At 69.1% G+C, this 25,229-nt stretch carries 17 protein-coding genes; 9 read left to right on the forward strand and 8 right to left on the reverse strand.

Going from position 1 to position 25,229, the window contains the following annotated elements; all coding sequences use genetic code 11:
• Positions 1–58: 58 nt before the first annotated feature.
• Positions 59–1,288, forward strand: coding sequence for a cytochrome P450 (locus OG294_RS29035; RefSeq protein ID WP_327069502.1), 1,230 nt, complete (start codon positions 59–61; stop codon positions 1,286–1,288).
• Between the two features lie 121 nt (positions 1,289–1,409).
• Entirely contained in the window at positions 1,410–2,675 is a 1,266-nt protein-coding gene (locus OG294_RS29040) for a PP2C family protein-serine/threonine phosphatase (RefSeq protein ID WP_327069503.1), read from the forward strand.
• Positions 2,676–2,742: 67 nt separating this feature from the next.
• On the opposite strand, the gene OG294_RS29045 is transcribed toward OG294_RS29040, so the two are convergent.
• Both OG294_RS29045 and OG294_RS29050 read right to left on the reverse strand, forming a co-directional pair.
• A complete protein-coding gene (locus tag OG294_RS29045; RefSeq protein WP_327069504.1) occupies positions 2,743–3,696 on the reverse strand; it encodes an exonuclease domain-containing protein in 954 nt (317 codons plus the stop codon).
• A 535-nt stretch (positions 3,697–4,231) separates the two neighbouring features.
• Positions 4,232–5,050 (reverse strand): SLATT domain-containing protein, encoded by an 819-nt coding sequence (locus tag OG294_RS29050; RefSeq protein ID WP_327069505.1) that lies wholly within the window; start codon positions 5,048–5,050, stop codon positions 4,232–4,234.
• Positions 5,051–5,169: 119 nt separating this feature from the next.
• Here OG294_RS29050 and OG294_RS29055 point away from each other — a divergent pair, with 119 nt between their 5' ends.
• From OG294_RS29055 to OG294_RS29075, 5 genes are all read left to right on the forward strand, one after another.
• Positions 5,170–6,006, forward strand: coding sequence for a vWA domain-containing protein (locus OG294_RS29055; protein WP_327069506.1), 837 nt, complete (start codon positions 5,170–5,172; stop codon positions 6,004–6,006).
• A 5-nt stretch (positions 6,007–6,011) separates the two neighbouring features.
• Complete coding sequence (locus OG294_RS29060; RefSeq protein ID WP_327069507.1) at positions 6,012–6,872, forward strand: hypothetical protein; 861 nt, start codon at positions 6,012–6,014, stop codon at positions 6,870–6,872.
• A gap of 262 nt (positions 6,873–7,134) precedes the next feature.
• Entirely contained in the window at positions 7,135–9,207 is a 2,073-nt protein-coding gene (locus OG294_RS29065; RefSeq protein ID WP_327069508.1) for an AarF/UbiB family protein, read from the forward strand.
• 562 nt (positions 9,208–9,769) lie between these two features.
• Entirely contained in the window at positions 9,770–11,917 is a 2,148-nt protein-coding gene (locus OG294_RS29070) for a restriction endonuclease (protein WP_327069509.1), read from the forward strand.
• 45 nt (positions 11,918–11,962) lie between these two features.
• Complete coding sequence (locus OG294_RS29075) at positions 11,963–13,669, forward strand: hypothetical protein (protein WP_327069510.1); 1,707 nt, start codon at positions 11,963–11,965, stop codon at positions 13,667–13,669.
• 348 nt (positions 13,670–14,017) lie between these two features.
• On the opposite strand, the gene glnA is transcribed toward OG294_RS29075, so the two are convergent.
• Positions 14,018–15,433 carry a type I glutamate--ammonia ligase gene (glnA, locus tag OG294_RS29080; RefSeq protein ID WP_327069511.1) on the reverse strand — a complete coding sequence of 472 codons (1,416 nt, stop codon included), beginning with the start codon at positions 15,431–15,433 and terminating at the stop codon, positions 14,018–14,020.
• 305 nt (positions 15,434–15,738) lie between these two features.
• On the opposite strand from glnA, the gene OG294_RS29085 reads away from it, so the two are divergent.
• The gene (locus tag OG294_RS29085; RefSeq protein WP_327069512.1) at positions 15,739–16,206 is read left to right on the forward strand and encodes an RDD family protein; all 468 of its coding nucleotides are present in this window, start codon (positions 15,739–15,741) and stop codon (positions 16,204–16,206) included.
• 151 nt (positions 16,207–16,357) lie between these two features.
• On the opposite strand, the gene OG294_RS29090 is transcribed toward OG294_RS29085, so the two are convergent.
• The 4 genes from OG294_RS29090 to OG294_RS29105 all read right to left on the reverse strand — a co-directional run bounded on the left by OG294_RS29090 (position 16,358) and on the right by OG294_RS29105 (position 21,332).
• On the reverse strand, positions 16,358–17,047 hold the full coding sequence (locus OG294_RS29090; RefSeq protein ID WP_327069513.1) for a DUF4191 domain-containing protein: 690 nt from the start codon (positions 17,045–17,047) through the stop codon (positions 16,358–16,360).
• A gap of 249 nt (positions 17,048–17,296) precedes the next feature.
• Positions 17,297–18,250 (reverse strand): lipoyl synthase, encoded by a 954-nt coding sequence (lipA, locus tag OG294_RS29095; RefSeq protein WP_327069514.1) that lies wholly within the window; start codon positions 18,248–18,250, stop codon positions 17,297–17,299.
• A 178-nt stretch (positions 18,251–18,428) separates the two neighbouring features.
• Positions 18,429–19,199 (reverse strand): lipoyl(octanoyl) transferase LipB, encoded by a 771-nt coding sequence (gene lipB, locus OG294_RS29100; protein ID WP_327071705.1) that lies wholly within the window; start codon positions 19,197–19,199, stop codon positions 18,429–18,431.
• Positions 19,200–19,343: 144 nt separating this feature from the next.
• Positions 19,344–21,332 carry a helix-turn-helix domain-containing protein gene (locus OG294_RS29105; protein ID WP_327069515.1) on the reverse strand — a complete coding sequence of 663 codons (1,989 nt, stop codon included), beginning with the start codon at positions 21,330–21,332 and terminating at the stop codon, positions 19,344–19,346.
• A gap of 684 nt (positions 21,333–22,016) precedes the next feature.
• Between OG294_RS29105 and OG294_RS29110 the strand changes: the two genes are divergently transcribed.
• Positions 22,017–23,657 carry a regulator gene (locus OG294_RS29110; protein ID WP_442789365.1) on the forward strand — a complete coding sequence of 547 codons (1,641 nt, stop codon included), beginning with the start codon at positions 22,017–22,019 and terminating at the stop codon, positions 23,655–23,657.
• A gap of 145 nt (positions 23,658–23,802) precedes the next feature.
• Here OG294_RS29110 and OG294_RS29115 read toward each other — a convergent pair whose 3' ends face one another.
• The gene (locus OG294_RS29115; RefSeq protein ID WP_327069516.1) at positions 23,803–25,131 is read right to left on the reverse strand and encodes an NAD(P)/FAD-dependent oxidoreductase; all 1,329 of its coding nucleotides are present in this window, start codon (positions 25,129–25,131) and stop codon (positions 23,803–23,805) included.
• Positions 25,132–25,229 lie beyond the last annotated feature (98 nt).

Genomic DNA, 25,229 nt, shown 5'->3' on the forward strand with positions numbered 1-25,229 from the left:
CGCCCAGGGTATGCCGCCGCGGGAACTCGGCCGCCCCGCCGCTCGGTTGATACCGGGTATGGACGTCATGGACGGCACGGAGATCATCGACGCTCTGCTGACCCCGGCGGGCTCCGCCGACCCCTACCCGCTCTACGCCCGCGCGCACCGGCTCGGCCCGGTCTGCCGCGTCTGGGACGACATGCTGCTCGCCACCGGATACCGCACGGTGCACCAGCTGCTGCGCGACTCCGCCTTCGGGGTGACCGACGCCCGGGCCCGCCACGACTTCGATCCGCTCTTCCACGAGCACTCCTCCAGGCTGCTGCTCAGCCGTTCGGTCCTGGAGAGCAATGCGCCCGACCACGCCCGGATGCGGTCGCTGATCGCCTCGGTCTTCACCGCCCGCCGGGTGGCCGCGCTCGCGCCGGCGGTGCGGGCCGCCGTCGACCGGCTGCTGACCGAACTCGCCGAACTCGGCGCGGACGGCAGCCCGGTCGACTTCATGGAGACCTTCGCCTTCCGGCTGCCGGTCGGGGTGATCTGCGAGCTGCTCGGCGTGCCCGAGCGGGACCGTTACCGCTTCCGCGGCCTGGCCGGTGCCCTCGCGGCGATCCTGGAGCCGCTGGTGAGCGACGGGGAACTCGCCGCAGCGGATACCGCTGCCGACGAACTGGCCGACTACTTCGGCGAGTTGGCCGCACAACGGCGCGCCGATCCGCGCCCCGACCTGGTCAGCGCGCTGGTCCGGGTCGCCGACGGCGCCGACGGGCGGCTCGACGACCGGGAGCTGCTGGCCAACCTGATCGTGCTGCTGGTGGCCGGCTTCGAGACCACCACCAACCTGCTCGGCAACGGACTGGCGCTGGCCTTCGAGCACCGCTGGGCGGCGGACGGACTGCGCAGCGGCCGGATCAGCTCGGCCGGCTACGTCGAGGAGGTGCTGCGCCACGACTCCCCGGTGCAGCTCACCACGCGGCTGCCGCTGGCCGAGGGGCTGAGCGTGGCGGGGGTGCCAGTACCGCCCGGCAGCGGGGTCTTCCTGCTGATCGGCGCGGCCAACCGGGACCCGGCCCGCTACGACCGACCCGACCTGTTCGACCCGACCCGCCAGGACAGCCAGGCGCTCTCCTTCGGCGGCGGACCGCACTACTGCCTGGGAGCCCAGCTGGCCCGGCTGGAGGCGACCTGCGCACTGCCCGCCCTGCTGAACCGTTTTCCCCGGCTGACCCTGGCGGGGGAACCGGTGCGCCGCTCGCGCCTGGTGCTGCGCGGCTACCAGGAACTGCCGGTCGCGCTGCGGGGCTGACGCCCGCAGAAACCGGGACTTTGGTCCCGAGGCGGCGGGCCGAAGGGCCTCCGGTGCCGAAGCGGTGGGTGGGCGACCATGGAGGCTCACCCCTGTTCCCCAGCGGCCGAGGAGGTCTGCCGTGCCCGCGAGGTCCGCCGTGCCGCCGAAGGCCGCCGCTGTGCCGGCGAAGGCCGCCGCTGTGCCGCCGAAGGCCGCCGTCCCCGTGCGGCCCGGGACGCCCGCCAAGGGCGCCCGCTCCGAGGCCGCCGCGGCACGCGGCACCCTCGGCGCCCGGCTGCGCGCGAGCTTCGCAGGCCCCGCCGCCGCGGACCACGAGGCGGACCTGGCCCCGCACTGGGTGCGCTGGCTGCCCACCCTGCTGATCCTCATCGACCTGATCATCGAGGTCGCCTTTCCCCAGGCCACGGCGGCGGGCTTCCTGCTCACCGGGCTGCCCGTGCTGGTCGCCTTCGGCTTCGGCGCCCTGGCCACCGCCGCCTCCGGCATCGGCGCGCTGGTCCTCCAGCTGGCACTCGCGGCCCGGGCCGGCCACCTCTACGAGCACCACCACCTCTGGGTCTACCTCTCCACCCTGCTGGCCGCGCTGGCCGGGGTGATGCTCGCCCACCAGCGCATCCGGCAGGCCCGCCACCTGGTCCGGGCCCGCACCGTCAGCGAGGCGCTGCAGCGCACCGTGCTGCACCCGGTGCCCGAGCAGGTCGGCTCGCTGCGCACGGCCGGCCACTACCGGGCCGCGCAGGCCGAGGTGGCGATCGGCGGGGACCTGTACGAGCTGTGCGACACGCCCTTCGGCACCCGGGTCCTGCTCGGCGACGTGCGGGGCAAGGGCCTGGAGGCCGTAAGCACCGTGGCCGACCTGCTCGGCGCCTTCCGCGCCACCGCGCACGAGACCGCCGAACTGGCCGAACTCGCCGCCCTGCTGGACCGCCAGGTCCGCCGCGTCGCCGTGGAGCGCGAGGACGAGGAGCTCTTCGTCACCGCCGTCCTGCTGGAGCACCGTCCCGGCGCCGACTCGGTGCAGCTGATCAACCGCGGCCACCTGGACCCGGTGCTGCTGACCGGCGGCACCGTGCAGACCGTGCACTGCCGCCAGGACCTCCCGCTGGGCCTGGGCCACCTGCGCACCCAGCACCCCACCCCGCCCACCTCGGTCCCGCTCGCGGTCGGCCAGACCCTGCTGCTGCACACCGACGGCGTCACCGAGGCCCGCGACGAGGCCGGCACCTTCTACCCCCTCACCAAACGCCTCGCCACCCGCTTCGCCACCCGCAGTTGCGTCACCCCCGAACAGCTCGTCCTCTTCGTCGGCGCCGACGTCCAGGCCCACGGCGGCCCGGCCACCGACGACCTGGCCCTGCTGGCCCTGAGCCCGGTGGGGCGCTGACCGGCCGCCCGGCCGCCCAGTGCGTTGCTGTCCGCACCGCCGTCGAGCATCAGCTTGTGGCGGGGACTCAGCTCGCCAACCGGGCCAGGAACTCCGCCTCGTCGAGCATTTCGATCTCCTGCCCGGCCGCACGGTACTTCGCGGCCGCCTTGACCTTGCTGCTGTTCGGTCGGCCGTCGAGCATCTCTGTCGACCGCAGCTCGCCGACGACGAGTATGTTCGTCCGCCTGCTCAGGCCCTTGTCGCCCGGGAAGCCGCCTGCCTGCGCGATCCTCTGCTGCGCCTCGATGCGGGTCATGCTCGACAGCGTTCCGGTCAGGAAGACGGTCAAGCCGTACAGCGCGCCAGCGGGGTCTGCGTCCGGGTTCGTCTCCGGCAGTGGCGTCCTTGTTTTCGATCCGCTCACATACGGACTCTTGAAGGCCGAGCCCGTCCACCGACCGTCGGCGAGGACCTGTCCGTAGCCGACATGCAGAGCATCGAGCAGGTCGTGGAGCGAGGCGGCGTCGTGCCGGTCCATCGCGGCGAGCATGACGCGGGCGGACATCTCGGCATCCCACAGTGCGGTGTGGTGCTGGTCCGTGTTCAGGTCGAGCTCGAGGTCTTCAACCAGGTAGCCCAGCTTGTAGGACAGCCGCTCCGGCCATGCGCGCCGCGCCGTGACGAGAGAACAGGCGTATCGCAGCTCCGGCCAGGCGAGTCCATCGGCATCGCAGGCATCTCGGAGCGCGCCCAGGTCGAAGGCCGCGTTGTGGGCGACGACCACCCGCCCGGCCGTGCGGCTCACGATCTCGGGGAGTGTCTCCTGCCATGTCGGGGCGTTCTCGACGTCGCCGGCTGTGATGCCGTGGATGCTGGTGTTGAACAACGAGAAGCCGCTGATCGACCTGGGCGGCCGGATGAAGGTCTCCCAGCGGTCGACGACCTGGTCGTCCTGAACGGTCACCATGCCGACTGCGCAGACACTGCCCCGGTTCTCATTGGCGGTTTCGAAGTCCAGCGCCACCCACGGATCCGCCACTGCACTGCTCCTGTTCGTCTCACCGTTGTCTGTACGAATGATCTTCCTGGCGAAGGGCGGCGAGGGAACGATCTTGGATTGTGTTACTCACCCGTGACTGCAGTGGGGCGTCCGCTGGTGCCGGGTCATCAGGACCTGCGCGGGTTCGTCTCGGCATCCGCATGGGAACACGCCGAGCCCCCGATGCTCTCCGTGGAGAGTCTCGGGGGCTCGGCGATGTTCTGTCTCTTACAGGTCGAAGTTCTGATCGAACATGCCCTTGACCTGCAGATACGGCGGGCACACAGAAGATCATTTCACAATCAGTGCACATGCCGCTGCCTCAAGCGACGAGATCCGCTGAGAAGTTCCGAGCGGCGACGAGGAGGTCGGCTCGACTTCTGGCTCTGTGGTGCTACGCAGTGCTGCCGATCGCTGTGACCGTCTCCAGGCAGGGTGGTCGGGGTCGCTCACGCCGATGACGATGGCGAGAAAGCTGCGCCTACCGCACGCTGTGCCTGTCTTTGCTGAGTCTGTGACCAGGTCTGTCCTGGATCTACTCGCCGGGTTCGAGGGCTTGGCCGCCCGCGGGCTGGTCTAGCTGTTGCTGCCGTCGGCGCTGCTCGTTTCGAATCTGTTCGACCCGCTCGACGAGTCGCGCCAGTGCTTCCGGCTGGCTGAGGCCTGCGTAGTCTCCGACGCTTAGGATCATCGCATTGTGCTCGGCCTCGACCTGGTCGGCCGACTGTTGCATGTAGAAGCTCCGCTCGCGGAACTTGTAGTAGCCCATGAAGCCTGTTGAACCACCGACCAGAAGGCTGAGCCCGACGGTCAGCCACTGATGCCCCGGGACCGCGTCCTGAAGCGCAGCGACCGTTGTAGTGCCAAGAGAGGCGATGATGATGATCGACTGAAGACGGTTGTGTCGCCGCCGGTACTTGTCGCTGCCGCTCTGGAAACCTTCGATGATCCCGGCGATGTCTGCACGGTAGAGGTTCTGGTTGATCGACACAGGGTTGCTGAGGCCCGACTCGACCCAGCGTAGGTCGTTCTGGACTACCTCCAGTTGAGTCGCCGCGTCCACCAGGCGTGGTACCGCGTTCCGACGGTCCCACCTTCTGATCAACAAGCCGGCTGCGCCGAATGCGATGATCAGTACCAGACACACGGCATCGATCTTCTGTACCGTGCCCTCGACTGGTGCGACCGCCGACACAATCGAACCGATCAGCAGGGCGCACGTCACGGTTGCCGAGCAGATGACATAGCTTCGATTGAGTCGCTGACGGAGCGTCAACTTTGCTTCCGCCTCGCGCCTCCGCCTGCGCAACCCGGCAGCTAGCTGCTTCTGGCCTCCCTCGTCCACGCTCGACATAGACTCTCCCCTCTGTGTCGGTCAGTACACTTGTGGCTACTGTCAGGGGGCGGGCGTAGGGTCATGGACCCAACAGCCAACGTGATGGCCCCTCTTGAGTGATCCAGGAGTCTACGCGGATGGCCTACGAGGCGGAGATCAGCCGCAGCAATCCCGGGTGCCTTGTCTTTCTAGTGGACCAGTCTGGTTCCATGAAGGAGGAGGTTGACACGGGGGTACCGCAGAGCAAGGCCATCGCAGTGGCTGATGCAATCAATCGGCTGCTGTTTGAATTGGTCGTCAAGTGCGGCAAGGAAGATGCCGTTCGCGACTACTTCCACGTTGCTGTTGTCGGGTACGGTGAAACGGTCGGATCGGCTTTTGGGGGAGAGCTCCATGGGCGAGATCTGATTCCGATCTCGGTAGTCGCGGACAATCCGTCCTACATGTCCCAGCAGACCGTATTGATGGGAGACGGCGCGGACGGATTCGTAGAAGCGGCTCAAGGTAAGCCGGTCTGGGTCGAGCCGGTGGCATCGGGGGGAACGCCGATGAATCAGGCGCTGAGGTATGCCGAGACCCTTGTGGCAGGGTGGGTGTCAGCGCATCCGGGTGGATTTCCCCCGATTGTTCTCAATCTTACCGATGGGGCATCTACCGATGGCGACCCGGTGGAGGCCGGACACGCTATCGGCACTCATGTCACTGCAGACGGACCTGCGCTGCTTTTTAATCTACATGTGTCGATGGGGCAGCAGGATCCGGTGGAATTCCCTGACGTCGAGAGCCAGTTGCCGGACGGATTTGCGCGCCTAATCTTCTCCATGTCGAGCGTGTTGCCTGACCATATGCGAGAATATGCAAAGTCACTCGGATATGCCGCTAGTGAAGCTGCACGTGGATTCGTTTATAACGGTGACATCAGCTCGGTGGTCCAGTTCCTGGACATCGGTACTCGGGTGACCAACTTTCGGTGACAGGGGTGGGAATTGCCGTCACCCGGCTTATCATCCCAAAGCAGGGAAATGGCAGGTCGGAGTGCGAGGACGCATGCTACGTCGTTCCTGAGGGCGCTGCATCGGACCTGAGGACCGAGCCGGTTGCAGTGGTGGTGTCTGACGGGGCGTCGGAGAGCACCCTTGCGCGAGAGTGGGCCCACCACTTGGCGCGGACGATGGCGGTCGGGTTTGCTCAGGAACCGGAAGCGCTTGAGGGCCCTGGGATTGCCTTCAGCAGAGTATTGGCGCGACTCGGTGATGAGTGGGAGGAGTGGCACGCGGCCTATCTCAGAAAGCGGATGGCAGCGGGACGTCCAGTGAAGTGGTTTGAGCATCCGAAACTCGCCGCCGGCGCATTCGCGACGGCTCTGGCTTTGTACGTTGATGTTCCGGGCAACATGTGGCCGGGAGCCACTGTGGTGGGTCGGCAGAGACGGCGCTGGCTAACCGCAGCGCTGGGAGACTCCTGTCTCTTTCAGGTTCGGAATGGCCGGTTGATAAGACGTTTTCCGATGAAGTCGGCGGCTGCATTCGGGAACTCTCCATGCCTGCTGGGCAGTAGAGATCGCAACTGGGCAGAGCTATGTGCACGAACTGTATTCACCCGCGGGTACTCGGAGGGGGGCGATGAGCTCATGCTGATGACAGACGCATTGGCTGCTTACTTCATCGACTGCGCCGATGCGATGTCAGCGCGCAGGTTCGAAAGTCTAGTTCACAACCTCCGAGTCTTTGCCCGGACCGACGACGAGCCCGGATTCGAAGAGTGGGTAAATCGGCAGCGGAGTGCTGGACGGCTTCGAAATGATGATGTTACTTTCGTGCACATCGATTTCATGGGGTGATTGGCTGGTGTCGCTTCCCATCTCGTCCCGAGGGAATCCTCCTCTGCAGAGATACCCGAGTGGTGCCGAATACGTACTGGCTGTGCAGCATCCGAGACTTTGCTTTGCAAATCCTGACCTGAAGGAATCAACTGCGGAGATCGGCCGTTGGAATCAGCCCAAGTCCAGATCGGGTGGCGCGTCGGTCGTATTCTCACTGATGTGTCCTGACGGCAGGCGGTTCGCGGTCAAGTGTTTCACGCGGCATGCACTGGACCAGGAGATGCGCTATCAGGAGATCAGCGACTATCTTTCCTCTTTCTCCATGGACGAGCTCTCGCAGCAGTGGAAGATGGAGTTCGAATACCTTCCACAGGGAGTGAAAGTCGACGAATTCTGGTATCCCGCACTCAAGATGGAGTGGGTCGAGGGAGAGACGCTCCTCCAGTGGCTGGAGGCCAACTACCAGGACAGGAAGTCGATCAGGGCTGCGATTGGGCGATTCAAGGACCTGATGAGAGAACTGGCTACAGCTGGAGTTGCGCATGGCGATCTTCAGCACGGCAACATTCTTGTTGCGCCGGACGGTACTTTGCGTCTTGTTGACTACGACGGGCTGTACGTGCCGGCGTTGTCAGGCATGCCGGGGGCGGAGTCGGGTCATCGGAACTACCAGTCCCCGTTGAGGGGGGTAGAGGATTTTGGCCCCGGCATTGACAACTTCTCGGCCTGGGTGATTTATCTTTCACTATCGGCCGTGGCGGCAGACCCGTCGTTGTGGGTGCAACTTCATGAACCTGACTCAGAACACTTGCTGCTGGAACGGGCGGACTTCGACGCCCCCGGGAGTTCAGCAAGGTTTCTGACTCTCCTTCAACATCCAGATTCGCGGATCCGGGAGTTGGCGGAGGCCGTAATTTCCATGGTCGATAGGCCGCTGGCTGAGTTGCCAGGCTTGGATCAAGGGGTTGTGCCCGGCAAGGTGGATAGTGCTGGCGGGGGCATCTCGGATGATGGTGATGGCCCGTCGCGGAGCGGGCGACCGGCGTGGCTGCAAAGTCATCTTTCTGTGATGGCAGGGCATGTTCGAGCGCCGGTACGAAGCGGTCGCACATTTCGGAGGCGTCGAGCCGGAGATGTGGCGTTGGCTGCGTCGGCGGTTTCCTTTGCACTGTTGGTCTCGATCCTTGGAATGACAGGCACATGGGATGTCGGCCTGGTCTCCATCGCTGAATTGGGAGTGGGTGGGCTCTCCGCCGGTGCGGCGGTATTGGGCTGGCGTTCAAGGGTGGAAGTACGCGAGATGCTGCGCGACTCACATATCGTGAGCCAACTTCTGTCGCGCATAGGAGATCCAGGAGCCGACCATGCGCAGCTCGCGACAGAGCGTGAACGATGCGAGGAAGAGGAGTCGCGGCGCATCACGCTTTTCACTGACGATCAACGGGTGCTTACGCAGCACCTGCAGAAGGAGTATGCCCGGATCGAGAGTGAGATGCGTGAGACGATGGCATTGGTGAAGGCAGAGCAAGTACAGCTTTCTGGTGCACGTCAGGCGGCGATTGACAAGGCTGCCGAACCATTCCAGCGCAGTTGGGTCGAAATTCAACTTCAACAGTTCGAAATCAGTCGTTCCTACTTGGCCATAGGTGGCGATAAGGTGTTTCGTGCTCTTGTTGAAGCCGGGATTCGAACCGCCGCAGACTTCACCGGAGCTATCGAAGGCGAAAAAAGGGCCCTGCTGGTTCGTTCAGACGGTAAATCTGTCAGAGTTCCTGGGGTGGGGGCTCAGCGTGCTGCGGAACTTCGGAAGTGGCGGGAACGAAGGATGTCTGAGCTGATCCGTCAGTGTCCCATTGGTCTCCCGGAGCAGATGGTCCGGGAGGTGGAGGATTCATTTGCTCCACGTTTTCGTGCGTTGGACGGTCGACAACGTGACGCTGAGACCGCAGCATGCGCTGCCAGGGACGGTGTGACGGTTCGAATTGGTCGTGAGCGGGCGAACCTGGTGGAACTCAACAAGCCCGCTGTTGACGCTGCCCACGCCACACGGGAGGATCTCGACCGCCGCGCGACTCAGCTTCGATCTCGTGTAATCGAGCTCCAGGCGCTCAAGCGGGAGTCGCACATACTGGAAGGGCAACGGCGCGCGCTATCGCTCTGGAGCTACATCCGATTCCTTTTTCCGTCAGGAGTTGACATCGAATGCTTGTCTAGGAGCGTTCAGAGTCTCGGTGATTGCGTAGACAAGCGCTGGCCACAACGTCTACTCGCAGGCGAACGCCGACCAACGGGCCCGCCAGAGGCCGGGTATGCGACTGTGATGGTCATGATCGGGCCCGGGCTGCTCGGCTAGGGCCTCCAGCGAATTGGGGCGCCGCGTGCCGTCGTGGGGCCGTTTCTCTGAGGTGCGATCACCGCATTCTCCTACGGAGTACCTGACGGCCTTTGTACTGGCTGGCCAACTTGGTGCTGAACATTGCGCTCGAGCTATGGCTGGTGATGACGGTGCCCGCGCTGCTGATACGGCGCTACCGGCGGGCGATGTTCGCCCGGCGGCGTCGTTCTGGCCCGTAACACCGGGCCGGCTGTGCGGAGGGGCTGTCGGAGGTCCGGTTCGACCGGGCGGAGCCGCAGGAAGGCACAGCCGTGGTCGTCCGGCATGCTGGCGGAGCGGCCACCGTGTTCCGTCGCCGCATGGGAGGGTCCAGCAGTTGCGCGCAGGGTTCACTTCGCGGTTGCCCTGCAGCAGTGGCGACAGGATGTGATTCGATCCGATTCAGCTGTTGATTAATCAGTTTCGGTTTCCCGACTGTGAGTCGGGTCTCACCTGCCAGCGGTCGGCAGTAACGTGCGCGCATGGCAGGAGCCTCTGCCGAATCACCCAACAGTGGTATGAACGGAACGGCTGCACCAGAATGACCCCGGACCTCTTCAGCGCGACCAGCCAACCGACCACCGACCCGATCGCGCCGGCTCTCGGGGCGCAGCGGAGCAAGTGGATGCAGCAGGCGTCATCCGTACCGAACCTCCAGTGCGGGAAGGACGAGATGTTCCCGCTCACCCTTGAGCTCGTTCGTCGGATCGGCGATGGTGAGGCCACGGATCTCGACGCGCGGCCGCAGCTGTCGAGTGTGGCGTCGTCAAGGTCCTGGCGGCAGTACTCGTACGCGCTGCGCCCGATGGGGTTGGTCCAGAGTCGAAAAGGAGTTCTTCAGCTGACCCCCGAGGGCTCCGAACTGCTCGCGGACGAGTCGCCCTTACGTCTCGCCTCGTTGCTGGCCCAGCGGATCCGGCTGTTCGCCGAGGTGCTCGGGCTCCTTGTGCGTGAGCCGCTGACGGTCGAAGAGGCCAATGCCGAGTTGATCGAGTCGTACAACCTCGAGTGGACGAGCGTCAGCAACACGCGCGTCCGGATGACCTGGCTCGAAGTCCTGGGGTTGACCGAATGGCTGGGAGAGCGGAAGCAGAGCGCGACCGCTGAAGGGCGGTCGCTCTTCGCTACCTGGGAAGTCGTGACGCCTTCGGCCCTGGCCTTGCACGACTCGGGTGAAGCGGTCGACATTCCCGAAGCCCCAGGGGAGATTGCCGCACTCCTTGCGCACCTGGCCGCGACCGATGGAGCCCAGGAGGCCAGGAACACCTACAACATCTGGGTTCCGAGCCCGAAGGAGGACCCTAACAAGATCGAGAACCTGCGGACGTGCATCGCGGCCGCAGAGGACCAGATGGAGAAGGCCGCACTGCTGGGCTTCATCGCGGACAGGTTTGGCCTGAAGCGCAGCAGCGTCGACAGCATGCTGCCGTTCATGCGGGCCGCCGGGCTGCTTTTGGAGGTCCGCCGCGGGGTGTTCACGGCAACGCCGGCTGCCAAGGCGTGGCTGCGTTCGGGATCGGACATCGACTTCATCCGGATCCTTCACGCGAACATGAAGTTCGTCGGCGAGCTGATCCGTGCGGCGAAGGTCAATGTTCCGAGGAACGACGTGTATCGGGAAGGCATCACGTACGGCTTGAACAAGGACAAGGTGCGGTGGCTCACGGCCTTCATGGTCGAATCGGGCCTGCTCATCGAGACGTCCTGGTCGTCGGTCCAGGCCACGGCGACTGGGCTGAGTCTCATCGAGACACTCCCGCTCGCCGAACCGCACTTGCCGGAGGCCGCCGCGGAGCTGGCGCCGGGCCTGGCGCAAAGCACGTCGGGCGCGCCGGGCGAACCGGACAAGCTCTCGCTCATCGTGGAGTCACTGACGCGCAGCTCGGTCGACCCGGGCGCCGACGGCGCGGCACCCGGTGCGGCGTTCGAGGTGTACATCGAGAGCGCGTTCAGGCACATGGGCTTCCGCGCCCAGCGCATCAGCGGTTCCGGTGACACCGATATCCTCGTGCAGTGGTACGACAGCAACGGGTCGTTGCGGACCGCGATCGTGGACGGAAAGTCGACGTCATCTGGTCGGGTCACGCACAACAACGTGAGCGACGTGGCAATCGACACGCACAAGGAGAAGCGCTCCGCGGAGTACGTCGCTATCATCGGCCCCGCCTTCAGTGGTGACACGATCAAGAACATGGCCAAGCGGAAGCAGTGGGCGCTCATCACCGCCGACGAGTTGGGCCAGGTCGTCAGCTCCGCCGAGGCTCTCGGCTTGCGGCCGGCGGATGTCGGGATGCTGTTCGAGGCGTCGGACGGGCTCTCCAGACTCGCCGGGCTCATCGACACGCGGCAGCGCGAGCTCGATATTCTGTCCCTCGTCATCTCCCGACTCAAGACCGAGTCGGAGACGGAGGAGGCCGTTTCGGCACGCGATGTCTCGCTCATCGAGCGCGGGTCGGCTTTGGCGCCGAACATTGACGAACTGCTCGACACGTTCAGGCTGTTTGACCGCCTCGACCTGGACATCGTGCGGAGCGTTGAGGACGTGCAGGATCCGCGCTATGCGACCTACCGGATCGGTGACGCGCGATCGGCGGCGAAGCGCCTTCGGGCCATCGCAACTGCGATCGAGAGCGGTTGGACCGGACCCGCCTCCACCACCATCACCGGCCTCGGCCGCACCGCGCCGTAGCCGCGATCGCAGTGGACCCCGGCGACAGCGGCCCACGTTAGGGCGGTGGCACAGCTCTGGAGCAGAGGCACGGCTGTCGGCACCGGCCGCTATCGTGAGCTGATGGTCGAAGTCCCGTGGGGCAAGCTGGCCTCGCAGCCCAAGGTCTCCGAAGCCCTCATCGCCATGCTGGTCCTCCGGCTACGTCCGCAGGCGTTCCCGGTCGACGGGGCCGGAGGTGACGGAGGCCGCGATCTCTTCGAGTACACGGAACACTCCGAACTCATCAACTACGAGGCCAAGTCGTTCGCCGGCCGTATGACGAAGGGCCGGCGCAGGCAGGTCGTCGACTCCCTAGTCTCTACCGCCCGCCACCAACCCGACCACTGGGACCTCCTGGTACCGATCGACGCAAACCCGTCCGAACAGCAGTGGTTCGACGGCCTCCGCAGCGAGTTCCCCTTCGTCCGGCACTGGCGGGGGCTCAGCTGGCTGAACGCCCAGATCGCCGCTTTCCCCGACCTGGTGCGTTACAGCTTGCACAGCACCGGCGACGAGATCCTCCAACACATCGCCGAGTCCCGGGCCGAACGCGACGCCCTGATGCGCGGAGTGCCGGACTTCGCAACGCGCTACGCCGCGCTGGCCACCCGCGCACAGGAGATCTCCCCCCACTACAGCCTGCGCGCCACCACCGCCCCGGACGGGACACCGGTCGTTGAAATCGTCCCCAAGACCCAGCACATCCCGACGGAAGAACTGATCAGCTTCAGCAGCCAGGTCTTCTTCAAGGAGGGCAACGCCGAGCACGCCCGCCTCCGACGCCGCTTCGAGCGGGTCATCCGGTTCGGGGGCGACGACGTCCACCTCCCCAGCGAACACCTGCGGGACGTCACGGTGAACGCGCCGACCGCACTCGGCATCAGCGGTCCCGGGGCACCGGGTGAACTCCACATCTCCGCGCCACGCGTCCCTCTCGATCCTCCGGCCGTCGCCTCGGTCATCGTGCGGGCGGAGAGTGGCCTTCCGGTCGCCTCCCTGCAGGTCAGGTTCATCCAGCGGTCCACAGGCACCAGCGGAGGGTGCCTCTACGGGACCGACTCGACCGGCTTGTTCGAGACCAGGCTGAGGCTGGACGCCCTCGCCGAGCGCATGCAGTTCCGGATGACCTTCATCCCACCCGACCTAGCCATGCCGTCCGCCTACGTACCCACGCTGCGGCTGATGGCGCAGATGCTTCCCGGCCGCTCGATGGAACTGGCCATGGGAGACCGGGACAGACCCGAACTCAGTGAACCGATTCCGGACTCGGTCTGCCTGATGCCGCCCGAAGAGGCGCGGCGGTGGGCCGACGCCTTCGACAACCTCGCACGCCTCCAGAGCCTCACCGGGCACTTCTTCCCGGTCCCCGATGGCTTCACCCTGCGCGACGCTCGTGACGTTGAGGACGCGCTCGCGCTCCTCAACGGTGGCCGGACCAGGTCCCACGGCGGCACGGCATCCCTCGTGGTCGTCAGACGCGAAGCCCTCGACCGCTTCTCGGCCGTGGCCGGACCGCTGCGCATGGCGACTGTCTATGAATGCATCGCCTACGACTTCGGCGGCCACCGGATCGACCTGGGACCGATGGTCGAGGAGATCCACGTGGAGCGCTTCCTCAACCTGCCGCAAGCCTTGCGTCAGTTCGACGAGGAGGGCGAGGCCACCGTCCAGATCCAACTCGCCGAGGAGGACTCGGTTGTCCAGTATCTAGGCAGCAACCCGCCGGCCTGAGGGGCCGCGGGCCAGCCGACCACCGCACTGCGGCGCTCGGTCGGCAGAGGGGTCCCGCCGCACGCCCGAGGGAGCGGCAGTGCTGGGTAAAGATCGAACATGTCGAGTCGGTGGCTCCGAACGATGACTACCGAAAGTAGCGAGATGGCGTACTGCCCAGCGCTGGCAAGGGCAACGAGGGATCGACACGAGGTCGATCTGCCCGTGCTCATTTCACACTCATTTCACATCGCGATCCCCAGAGGTGCTGCCGCCGACTCCTCTCCGGGCGTTTCCGCAGGTCAGCGCCTTGCCTGACCTGCGGAAATGATGAGAGATCAACAGCATTTCCGCAGGTCAGAGGGGGTCCTACAGGTCGAAGTACAGCTCGAACTCGTGCGGGTGCGGCCGCAGGGCGATCGGGGCGATCTCGTTGGTGCGCTTGTAGTCGATCCAGGTCTCGATCAGGTCGGGCGTGAAGACGCCGCCCGCGAGGAGGTACTCGTGGTCCTCCTCGAGGGCCTCCAGGACGGCGGGGAGGGAGGAGGGGACCTGCGGGACGCCGGCGTGCTCGTCGGGGGCGAGCTCGTAGAGGTCCTTGTCGACCGGCTGGAGGGGCTCGATCTTGTTCTTGATGCCGTCCAGGCCCGCCATCAGCATGGCCGAGAAGGCGAGGTAGGGGTTGGACGACGGGTCGGGCGCGCGGAACTCGATGCGCTTGGCCTTGGCGTTGGAGCCGGTGATCGGGATGCGGATCGCGGCGGAGCGGTTGCGCTGCGAGTAGACCAGGTTGACCGGGGCCTCGAAGCCGGGGACCAGGCGGTGGTAGGAGTTCACCGAGGGGTTGGTGAAGGCCAGCAGCGAGGGCGCGTGCTTCAGCAGGCCGCCGATGTAGTAGCGGGCGATGTCGGACAGGCCCGCGTAGCCCTGCTCGTCGTAGAAGAGCGGCGAGCCGTCGACCCAGAGCGACTGGTGCACGTGCATGCCGGAGCCGTTGTCGCCGAAGATCGGCTTGGGCATGAAGGTGGCCGTCTTGCCGTTCCGCCAGGCCACGTTCTTGATGATGTACTTGAACAGCATCAGGTCGTCGGCCGCGTGCAGCAGGGTGTTGAACTTGTAGTTGATCTCGGCCTGGCCCGCGGTGCCCACCTCGTGGTGCTGACGCTCCACCTGCAGGCCGGAGTTGGCGAGCTCCAGGGACATCTCGGCGCGCAGGTCGGCGAAGTGGTCGACGGGCGGGGTCGGGAAGTAGCCGCCCTTGTACTTGACCTTGTAGCCGCGGTTGCCGCCCTCCTCGATCCGGCCGCTGTTCCACGCGCCGGCCTCGGAGTCGATGTGGTAGTACGAGGCGTTCGCGCTGGTCTCGAAGCGGGCCTCGTCGAAGACGTAGAACTCGGCCTCGGGGCCGAAGAAGGCGGTGTCGGCGATGCCGGAGGAGGCGAGGTAGGCCTCGGCCTTCTTGGCCACGTTGCGCGGGTCGCGGCTGTACGCCTCGCCGGTGATCGGGTCCTGGATGAAGAAGTTGATGTTGAGGTGCTTGTCCTTGCGGAACGGGTCGAGCCGTGCCGTGGCCAGGTCGGGCACCAGGGCCATGTCCGACTCGTGGATCGCCTGGAAGCCGCGGATCGAGGAGCCGTCGAACATCAGCGTCTCGGCGGGGTCGAAGGTGGCCGCGGGGACGGCGAAGTGCTGCATCACGCCTGGCAGGTCGCAGAATCGCACATCGACGAACTTGATGTCGTTCTCGGCGATGTAGGACTTGACCTCATCGGCATTCTGGAACATGACTGTCCTCCTCTGCCCGGCCGCGCTGACCGGGACCAGACCTGCACGGACCAGTCGTCCCAACCGGCCGTGGTGCGGCTCACCATAGGAACAGGCCGTTTCCTTGCGGTGACCCAATCGTTTCACCCATGTTAACCAGCGGGCCCGAACGGGCGGCAAAGTCACTCGGGTGGGGGCAAAAGGGGCCCCCGGCAGCGCCGTTCGCTGCAAGTGGTCTGGACCACTTGAAAGGGGCCCGCCACGCGGATTCACTCGCAGGGGGAGTCGGCGCCGATCCGCCCGGTAAGCCCGGCTACTGTGGGTTCGTGGACAGTAGAGAAGCACTGGGATCGTGGTTGGACGGCCCGAAGGCCGCCGCCGAGCGGATGGGCGCCGACTTCGGCTACCGCGGTGAGCGGCTGGGCCGCCCGCGCTCGGGTCCCGGCTCGATGGCGGGCCCGCTGCGGCGGATCGGCGCACTCTGCGTGGACGGCTGGATCGCCAGCCTGATCGCCTACGGCACGCTCGCCCACGGCGACCCGGCCAAGGCCAACCTGCTGAGCCTGCCGCTCTTCTTCGCGATGAGCGCGCTGCTGCTCTCCACCACCGGGACCAGCATCGGCAAGCGGCTGTTCGGTCTGCGGGTGGTGCGGCTGGACGGCGGACGGGCGAGCATCCCGCAGATGCTGCTGCGCACCCTGCTGCTCTGCCTGGTGGTGCCGGCGGCGGTCTGGGACCGTGACCAGCGCGGCCTGCACGACAAGGCGGTCGGGACGGTCGAGGTCCGGATCTGACACCGGAGTCGGACAAGGAGCAGCAACAACAACAGCAGCAGTAACAGCAAGCAGCAGGAGCAAAAGGAAAGGCCCCGCCGAGGCGGGGCCTTTTGCGTGGGTGTGCCCGGTCGGCCGGGTGGGCCGGGGCGGGCGAGGGGGTGGGTGGGGCTCAGCGAGCCTGGCCGCCCTTGGGCATCCGGGCACCCTTGGGCATCGGGCCCTTGGGGATCGGCGCCTTCGACAGCATGTCGCCCAGCGCACGCAGCCGGTCGTTGGTCTCGGTGACCTGGGCGGGGGTGATCGAGCGGGGCAGGCGCATCAGGTGGACCTGCAGCTTCTTCAGCGGCACCTCGCCCGGGCCGTCGCCGACCATGATGTCGTGCACCGGCACGTCGGCCACCACGCGGGCCATCTTCCGCTTCTCGGCGGCGAGCAGCGGGCGCACCCGGTTCGGGTTGCCCTCGCCGATCAGCGCGATGCCGGGCCGGCCGACCGCGCGGTAGACCGCGTCCTGGTTGCGGGTGACGGCCACCGGGGTCGGGTTGGCGTTCCAGCCACGCCGGATGTTGTTCAGCACGGCCGCCGCAGCGCCCGGCTGGCCCTCCATCTGACCGAAGGCCGCCCGCTCGGCCCGTCGGCCGAACACGATGGCCGAGGCCAGGAAAGCCACGATGAAGCCCAGGATCCCCAGGTAGATGGGGTGACCGATCAGGAAACCGATGGCGAGGAACACGCCGAAGGTGAGGAGGCCGACGCCTCCGATGATCAGGCCGATCTTGGTGTCGACCTTCTTGGTCATGATGTACGCCTGGCGGATCTGCTTGAGTCGCCCAGGAGTCTCGGATGTTTCCCTCGCCATGATGGTCATGGTACGTGGCGCGGACATCGGATATCGAAGCCCGGTACCGATTCGGTCCAACCGAGCAGGAAATCGTTACGGGCCGCCACCCGTCGCCAGCCCCGGGTCACCTCGCGGGCGTCCCCTCGCGAGCATCCCCAGCCGCCAGCCGCCAGCCGCCAGCCGCCAGCCGCCAGCAGCCAGCCGTCGGCCGGATACGCCGGTGGGGCCCGGAGCGTGCTCCGGGCCCCACCACGCGTCAGGCGCGCGTCAGACCGTCGTGCGCGCGCGGTGCTCCAGCGCCTGGCGGTACAGCCGGCCGGCGCGGTAGGAGGAGCGCACCAGCGGCCCGGACATCACGCCGGCGAAGCCGAGCTCCTCGGCCTCCTCCTGCAGCTCCACGAACTCCTGCGGCTTGACCCAGCGCTCCACGGGGTGGTGGCGCACCGAGGGGCGCAGGTACTGGGTGATGGTGATCAGCTCGCAGCCCGCCCCGACCAGGTCGGCCAGCGCCTGGCTGACCTCCTCGCGGGTCTCGCCCATGCCCAGGATCAGGTTGGACTTGGTCACCAGGCCCGCGGCCCGCGCCTGCGTGATGACGTCCAGCGAGCGCTCGTAGCGGAACGCCGGGCGGATCCGCTTGAAGATCCGCGGCACCGTCTCGACGTTGTGCGCCAGTACCTCGGGACGCGAGGAGAAGACCTCGGCCAGCTGCTCGGGCACCGCGTTGAAGTCCGGGATCAGCAGCTCGACGCCGGTGCGACCGGCGGCCCGCTCGGCGGTCATCGCGTGCACCTGGCGAACCGTCTCGGCGTACAGCCAGGCGCCGCCGTCGGCCAGGTCGTCGCGGGCGACGCCGGTGATGGTGGCGTAGTTGAGGTCCATGGTGACGATCGACTCGGCCACCCGGCGCGGCTCGTCACGGTCGAACTCGGCGGGCTTGCCGGTGTCGATCTGGCAGAAGTCGCAGCGCCGGGTGCACTGGTCCCCGCCGATCAGGAAGGTCGCCTCACGGTCCTCCCAGCACTCGAAGATGTTGGGGCAGCCGGCCTCCTGGCAGACCGTGTGCAGCCCCTCCTTCTTCACCAGCGACTGGAGGGCGTTGTACTCCGGGCCCATCTTCGCCCGGGTCTTGATCCACTCGGGCTTCCGCTCGATGGGGGTCTCGCTGTTGCGGACCTCCAGGCGGAGAAGCTTCCTGCCGTCGGGCGCGACAGCGGACACGTGCGGCTCCTATGAACGAAGTGGGACGGGGTACCCCAGGGTACGCCTCTGCTTGTGCGGCCTGTGCTGGGCGTGTGCCCCGCATTCGCAGGGCAACAGCGCTCGGCACCGGGAGATTCCCGAGCGCCCCGGTGCTCGGACAGGGTCTCAGCGGGCCAGCGCGGGCTCGGGCAGGGCCTCAGCGGGCCAGCGCGGGCTCGGGCAGCGCGGCGAAGACCTCGGCCAGCCGCCGCTCCACCACCGGCGCCACCTCGGCGACGGTCACGTCGCGGCCCAGCTCGGTGGAGAGCGAGCCGACGCCTGCGTCCCGGATGCCGCACGGGATGATCCGGTCGAACCAGGTCATGTCCGGGTTGCAGTTGAGCGCGAACCCGTGCATCGTCACGCCGCGCGCCACCCGGACCCCGATCGCGGCGAGCTTGCGGTCGTCCCCGCGCTGTCCGGCGTTGGAGGGCGCGTACTCGGGGCCGGCCAGGCGCGGGTCGATGCCCAGCGGCAGGCCCAGGCGCAGGGTCAGCTTGCCGATGTCGATCACCTTGGCCGGGTCGACGGCGGCGTCGGGCAGCTCCTGGCCCAGCACCCAGACCCCGCTGCGGCCCTCCACCCTGCTGCTGGTGACGCCGAGGTCGCCACAGGCCCGGATCAGCGCCTCCTCCAGCCGGCGGACGTAGGCGACCACGTCCATCGGCTCCGGCAGCTTGACGATGGGGTAGCCGACCAGCTGCCCGGGGCCGTGCCAGGTGCCCTCGCCGCCCCGGTTGACCTGCACCACCGGGGTGTCGTCCAGCGGCAGGTCCTCGGGCTTGGTGCGCTTGCCGGCGGTGAAGACCGGCGGGTGTTCGAGCAGCAGCACGGTGTCGGGGATCTCGTCGGCCAGCCGCAGCGCGTGCAGCCGCTGCTGCTCCTCCCACGCCTCCTGGTACGGCACCGCGCCCTCGCCGATGCGCATCCGGACGAACCGCACGTTCTCGCTCACCGCTGCTCCTTGCCCAGGCGTTCGCGACCGACCGCGACCCAACCTCGCCACTGTACGCCCGCTCGATCTGATGTCCGAGAGGGGTCGCGGGGCACCCGGACGGCCCTGCGGGCGGGCTCAGGCCAGCAGCTGCAGGCGCAGCGCCAGCTGCAGCTCCAGCGCCCGCTCCGGCTCCTGCCAGTCGGCCCCGAGCAGCTGTCCCACCCGGTCCAGGCGCTGGACGACGGTGTTCACGTGCACGTGCAGCTCGTCCTTGGCCCGGGTCAGGCTGCCGCCGCAGGCGAAGTAGGCCCGCAGCGTGTGCACCAGCTCGGTGCCCCGGCGCGCGTCGTAGGCCAGCAGCGGTCCGAGCGTGCGGGTGACGAAGCCGCTCACCTGGTGCCCGTCGCCGAGCAGCACGCCGAGGAAGCCCAGCGACTCGACCGAGGCCCCCTGTCCGGCCCGGCCCAGCACCCGCAGCGCGCGCACGCAGCGCCGGCCCTCGGCGCAGGCGGCCGCGAGGGCCGGCGGCCCGGTGGCGGGGCGTCCGGCGCCCACCGTCACGGGTCCGCCGGTCAGCCTGGCCAGCCGCTCGGCGGCCTCCCGGGCGGCCTGTTCGGGCGGGCCGGCGGCGTCCTGCGGGAGCAGCAGCACCACCGCCTCGTCGTGCTCGGCGCTCACCCCGCGGGCGCCGCCCCGGCCGCGCAGCCCGAACAGGTACTGCGCGGCGGCGCCGGCGAGCCGGGCCCGCCCGTCCGGCTCGGCCTCGGCGACCAGCAGCAGGTGGCCGCGGGCGAGGTCCACCCCGAGGCGGCGCCCGCGGGCCAGCAGCCCGGCCTGGTCGCGGTCGGGGGAGGTCAGCAGGTCGGTGAGCAGTTCGCCGCGGACCCGGTTCTCGCCCTCGGCGACCGAGCGGCGCAGCAGCAGGAGCAGCGCGGTCACCACGCCGGCCCGTTCGAACAGCCGCCGGTCCGGGTCGTCCAGCGCGTCCGGCCCGCGCAGCACCAGGCTGCCCAGCGGCTCCTGCCCGGCCAGCACCGCGTGCACCCATCCGCCGTCGTGCCGCACCGCCCGCCCCTCGGTGCGCGAGCGCTCCACGGCCTCGGCCAGTCGGCGCGGCGCGGTCTGACGGCCCGACAGCGGGTGCCCCTCGGCGTCGTGGACCGCGACCTCGCCGCCCAGCAGGGTGGCCATCTCGGCGGCCAGCTCCGCCAGGTCGGCGCCGCGCAGCACCAGGTCGGTGAGCCGGTCGTGGGCCTGCTCGGCGCGCTGGACGGCGGTCGCGTGCGCCTGGATGACGGTGTTGGCGGTGTTCAACCCGGCGTTGGCGGCGTTCAGTTCGGCCAGCGCCGTGCGGGTGTCGGCCAGCACGCCCGCGGTGTCCAGGGCGACCGCGGCGTGCGCGGCCAGCGAGCAGAGCAGGGCCACCTGGTCGGGCGCGAAGACGCGCGGCGCGCGGTCGGCGGCGAACAGCACCCCGATCACCCTGGGGCCTGTCTCGGAAGGGTCGGCGCCCACCAGCAGCGGCACCCCGAGGATCGCCACCAGACCCTCCTCCAGCACCCCGGCGTCGATCCGGCCGGTGTGCCGGAACCGCTCGTCGGTGCGGTAGTCGCCGGTCGCGTACGGCCGGGCCCGCTGCGCGACCAGGCCGCCCAGGCCGTCCCCGAGGCCCAGCCGCAACCCTTGGAAGAGTGGCGAGACCGAGCCGTCGGTGACCCGCATGTAGGTGTCCCCGGCCGCCGGGTCGGGCAGCGTCAGGTAGGCGGTGTCGGTGCCCAGCAGCTGCCGGGCCCGGCGCACGATCGCGCGCAGCACCGCGTCCAGGTCGCGGGAGGCGGCCAGGTCGGTGGCGGTGTCGAAGAGCGCCGTCAACTCGACCTCACGGCGCCGATGCTGACGCAGCGTCCGGTGCACCCGCAGCGCCTGCCGGGTGCCCTCCTCCAGCTCGGCGAGCACGGCGGGGGAGGCGCCCAGACGGCGGGCCTCGGCGAGCACCTCGGGGAAGTCCTCGGCGGCGGCCCCGGCGGCGAGCAGGTCGAGCAGCCGTCGCAGCGCCGGGGCGGCGGTGTTGACGGACGGGTCGCCGGCGGTGTCGCCGGCGGGTGGGGCGCCGGGGTCGTCCATGGTGCCCGACATGCTGTCAGATCACGGCGCCGGTCGGGAAGGCCGTGACGTGTGCTCCGCCGCCACAGTCATCGGCACACGAGTAGCGGTGAAAGCCATGGTGGGAGGGCGCGCTCGGGGCGCGCGCGGCCCAAACCCCGAGCGCCGCACCTTCCTCAGAACGGACGCGTGCTCTTCACCCGTTCGGAGGATTGCCCGCCCAGATCCACCCATAGCGCCCGAATGCTCGCTACATTCACGCCGATTCCCGACAGGGGCGTCGCGCACGGCACCGGGGGGCCGGACCGCGGCGTCCGAGAGGTGTTGACTGACATGTCCCAACGGCCTGCAACCGACAGCCCGGCCTACGATCCGCTCGACCCGCTGGCCCCGCACGAACGGCGTGGCGAGCCGGACCGTTCCGGCGCGCCCGCCCTGCCCTCGCAACGCCAGGACGGCTCGCCGCTCGCCGACCGCCGCGCGCACCGGCCGGACGACCAGCACAGCCAGCAGCACGACCAGCACGATCTGGACGACCAGCACGATCTGGACGACCAGCACCGGCTGGACGACCAGCACGGTCCGGACGGCCAGCACCGGCTGGACGATCTGGACGGCGAGGACGCACTGCACGAGCCGCGCCCCCTGGAGGGTCGGCCCGGCCTGGACGACGACGACCTCCAGCACCGCCCCGACGACCATCCGCTGGGGCCGGCCGAGCTCCACCACAGCCCACCGGGCGAGACCCCGGCCCGCGCCGAGTCCGCCCGCGCGCAGAACCCGCTGCTCGCCGCGCTGATCGAGGAGGCCGGCTTCTCGCACGCGGGCCTGGCCCGCCGGGTCGACCAGCTGGGCCTGGAGCACGGGCTCGACCTGCGCTACGACAAGACCTCGGTCACCCGCTGGCTGCGCGGTCAGCAGCCCAGGGGCGCCACCCCCGCCCTGATCGCGGAGGTCTTCACCCGGCGGCTCGGCCGGCGGCTGTCCGCCCAGGACATCGGCCTGGACGCCTGCGCCCCGGTCTACGCGGGCCTGGAGTTCGCCGAGACCCCGCAGGAGGCCGTGGACATCGTCGCCAGCATGTGGCGCAAGGACACCGGGCCGCAGTCCGAGCTGCGCCGGATCGCCTTCACCCCGGCCGGCCTGGTGGTGCCCAGCCGGGACTGGCTGATCGGCCGCAGCGACGAGCAGGTGGCCCGGGACGGTTCGGCGGGCATCTACGTCGCCGGACCGGACGGCCCGCTGGCCCGGCTCGACCCGGCCGTGGACCACGCCGACCCGCCGCCCCGCGGGGCCGGGCCCGCCGCGCCCCGGGTCACCCCGGCGGGGCGGGTGCCCTCGCAGGCACGGCGACCGCTGGTCTCCGGCACCAGGACGGCGACCCTGCCGGCCCAGGCCGGCCCGGCCGAGGCGAGCGCGCGGGTGGCCCGCGCGGGTCTGCGGGTCGGGCGCGGCGACATCGCCGCCGTCCGGGCGGTCGGCGACCTGTTCCGCGCGCTGGACAACGCCTACGGCGGCGGCCACGCCCGCCAGGCGCTGGTGCGCTACCTGGAGAGCGAGGCCGAGCCGATGCTGCGGGGCCGCTACGGCGAGCAGATCGGCCGGGCGCTGTTCGCCGCCGTCGCCGACCTCACCAGGCTGGCCGGCTGGACGTCCTTCGACATCGCCGCGCACGGCCTGGCGCAGCGCTACTTCGTCCAGGCGCTGCGGCTCTCCCAGGCGGCCGGCGACCGGGTGCTCGGCGGCCATGTGCTGATCACCATGAGCCAGCAGGCGGTGCACCTCGGCCACGGCCGGGAGGCGGTCCAGCTGGCCAGGGTGGCGCAGCAGGGCGTCGGCACCGCGGCCCCGGCCACCATCCAGGCGCTGATGCACGCCGCCGAGGCGCGCGGGCACGGCGTCCTGGGCGACGCCCGCTCGTGCACCACGGCGCTGGTCCGCTCCGAGCGGGCCCTCGCGCTCGCCCGCAGCGGCGACGACCTGCCCAGCTGGGCCCGCTACTTCGACGAGGCCCAGCTCGCCGACGAGTTCGCCCACTGCTACCGGGACCTCCAGCAGTGGCGCCCGGCCGCCCAGCACGCGGAGAAGTCGCTGCGGCTGCGCGGCGCCGCCTACGCGCGCAGCCGGGTCTTCTGCCGGATCGTGCTGGCCGCCGCCCGGCTCGGCATGGGCGACCTGGACGAGTCCTGCGCGCTGGCCACCGAGGCGCTGCGCGCGGCTGGGGAGATGCGCTCGGCCCGCACGGTGGAGTACCTGCGCGACTTCCACCGCCGGCTGGCCCCCTACCGCGGCAGCCCGGCGGCCCGCGCCTTTGAGGAGTCGGCCCGGCAGGCGGGGGTGATCTGAGCGCCCATCGGCCACCGACCGCGCTGAGCTGCCGCTGCGCCGGCTTCACCGCCGCCCCCTTAACCGGTGTGGCGGCGGTGAAGCCCTCGGCGTGGACGAGCAGGTCGATCGTGCTGCCCGGGCTCCCGTCGGCCGGTCCGAACGCTCAGGCCGCCCGTGCCTGGCTGACCTCGGTCGACCGGGACACGTCCAGGTCGCGCAGCACCGCCTCGGCGGCCCGCCGCCCTGACACCAGCGCACCCTGGGCGCTGCTGGTGTCCCGGTGGTCGCCGCAGACGTAGAGCCCGGCCAGCACCCGCACCGGGCGGCGCAGGTTGTGCGGTGGCGGCATCGCCGGTACCGCGTCCGGCAGGTGGCGCACGCTCAGGAACTCCCACTCGCGCGTCGACACCCCGTAGAGCTCGGTCAGCCGCGCGCGCACCGCCGGTTCCAGGGCGGCGGGCCCGCCGGTGCCGAAGGCGCGGCGGCCGAGCACGGTGGTGGCCACCAGCGTGCGGCCCGCCGGGGCGTAGGACGCGTGCACCTGGCTGAGCACCAGCGAGTGCGAGACCGGTGCGGGTCCGTGTGTGCGGTCGCCGTCCAGCAGCAGCACCGCCTCCTCCAGCGGCGTCCCGGCGGCGGTGTGGTAGTAGGTCGTCACCGGGTGGAAGTCGGGTAACCGCAGGCCCGGCAGCAGCTCGGCCGCCGACCGGGCGTCGGTGGCCAGCACCACGGCGCGCGCGCCGAGGCGTCCGTGCTCCTCGGTCCACACCCCGTCCGCGCCGACCGCCGCCACCCGCACGCCCAGCCGCACCGTGCCCGCCGGCAGGCCGGCGGCCAGCTGCTCGGGGACGGCCGCGGTGCCGGCGGCGGGCAGCGCGAGGTGACCGCGGGCGTAGCCGCGCAGCACCAGGTCGGCGACCCGGCTGCTGGTGCCGAGCGCCGGGTCGCTGAGTAGCGCGGTGAGCAGCGGGCGCAGGAAGCCGTCCACCATCTTGGGCGGCAGTCCGCGCTCCGCCAGCGCGCGGGCGGTACTGGTCTCGGGGCGGGCCAGCAGCCGCTGGGCCGGGGCGGCGGCCAGCCGGCTGAGCGCCGACCCCAGCCGGGCCTTCTCCAGCGGGCTGCCCAGTGGTGAGCGGCTGGTGGCCTGGCGGGCGGTCGGCAGGTGCGGGTCGCCGACCCGGTAGCGGCGTCCACCGCTGTGCACCAGCACGCCGGGGGCCAGCGGGCGCAGTTCCAACCCGTCCAGGTCGAGTCGGCGCACCAGCTCGGGGAAGCCGGTGTTGAGCAGTTGACCACCGTGGTCCAGCCGGTAGCCGTCCAGGTGGTGGCCGGCCATCCGGCCGCCGATCCGCTCGGTCGCCTCCAGCACCTGGACGTCCAGTCCGGCGGAGGTCAGCGACCGGGCGGCGGCCAGGCCGGCCAGACCCGCACCGACGACGATCACATCGGGGTCGTCGTCGCGGTTGCGGCGGGTGATGTCCTGTGGCGTCACGAGCGAGCTCCCTCCCTGGTCCCGGAGCTCCGGCCGGCGGACGGCTGCGGGGTGCCGGGACGGTTCCCCGGGGTGATGCCCCGTCAGAAGCTTGATCA

This window comes from Kitasatospora sp. NBC_01302 (assembly GCF_035976515.1).
GTDB lineage: Bacteria > Actinomycetota > Actinomycetes > Streptomycetales > Streptomycetaceae > Kitasatospora.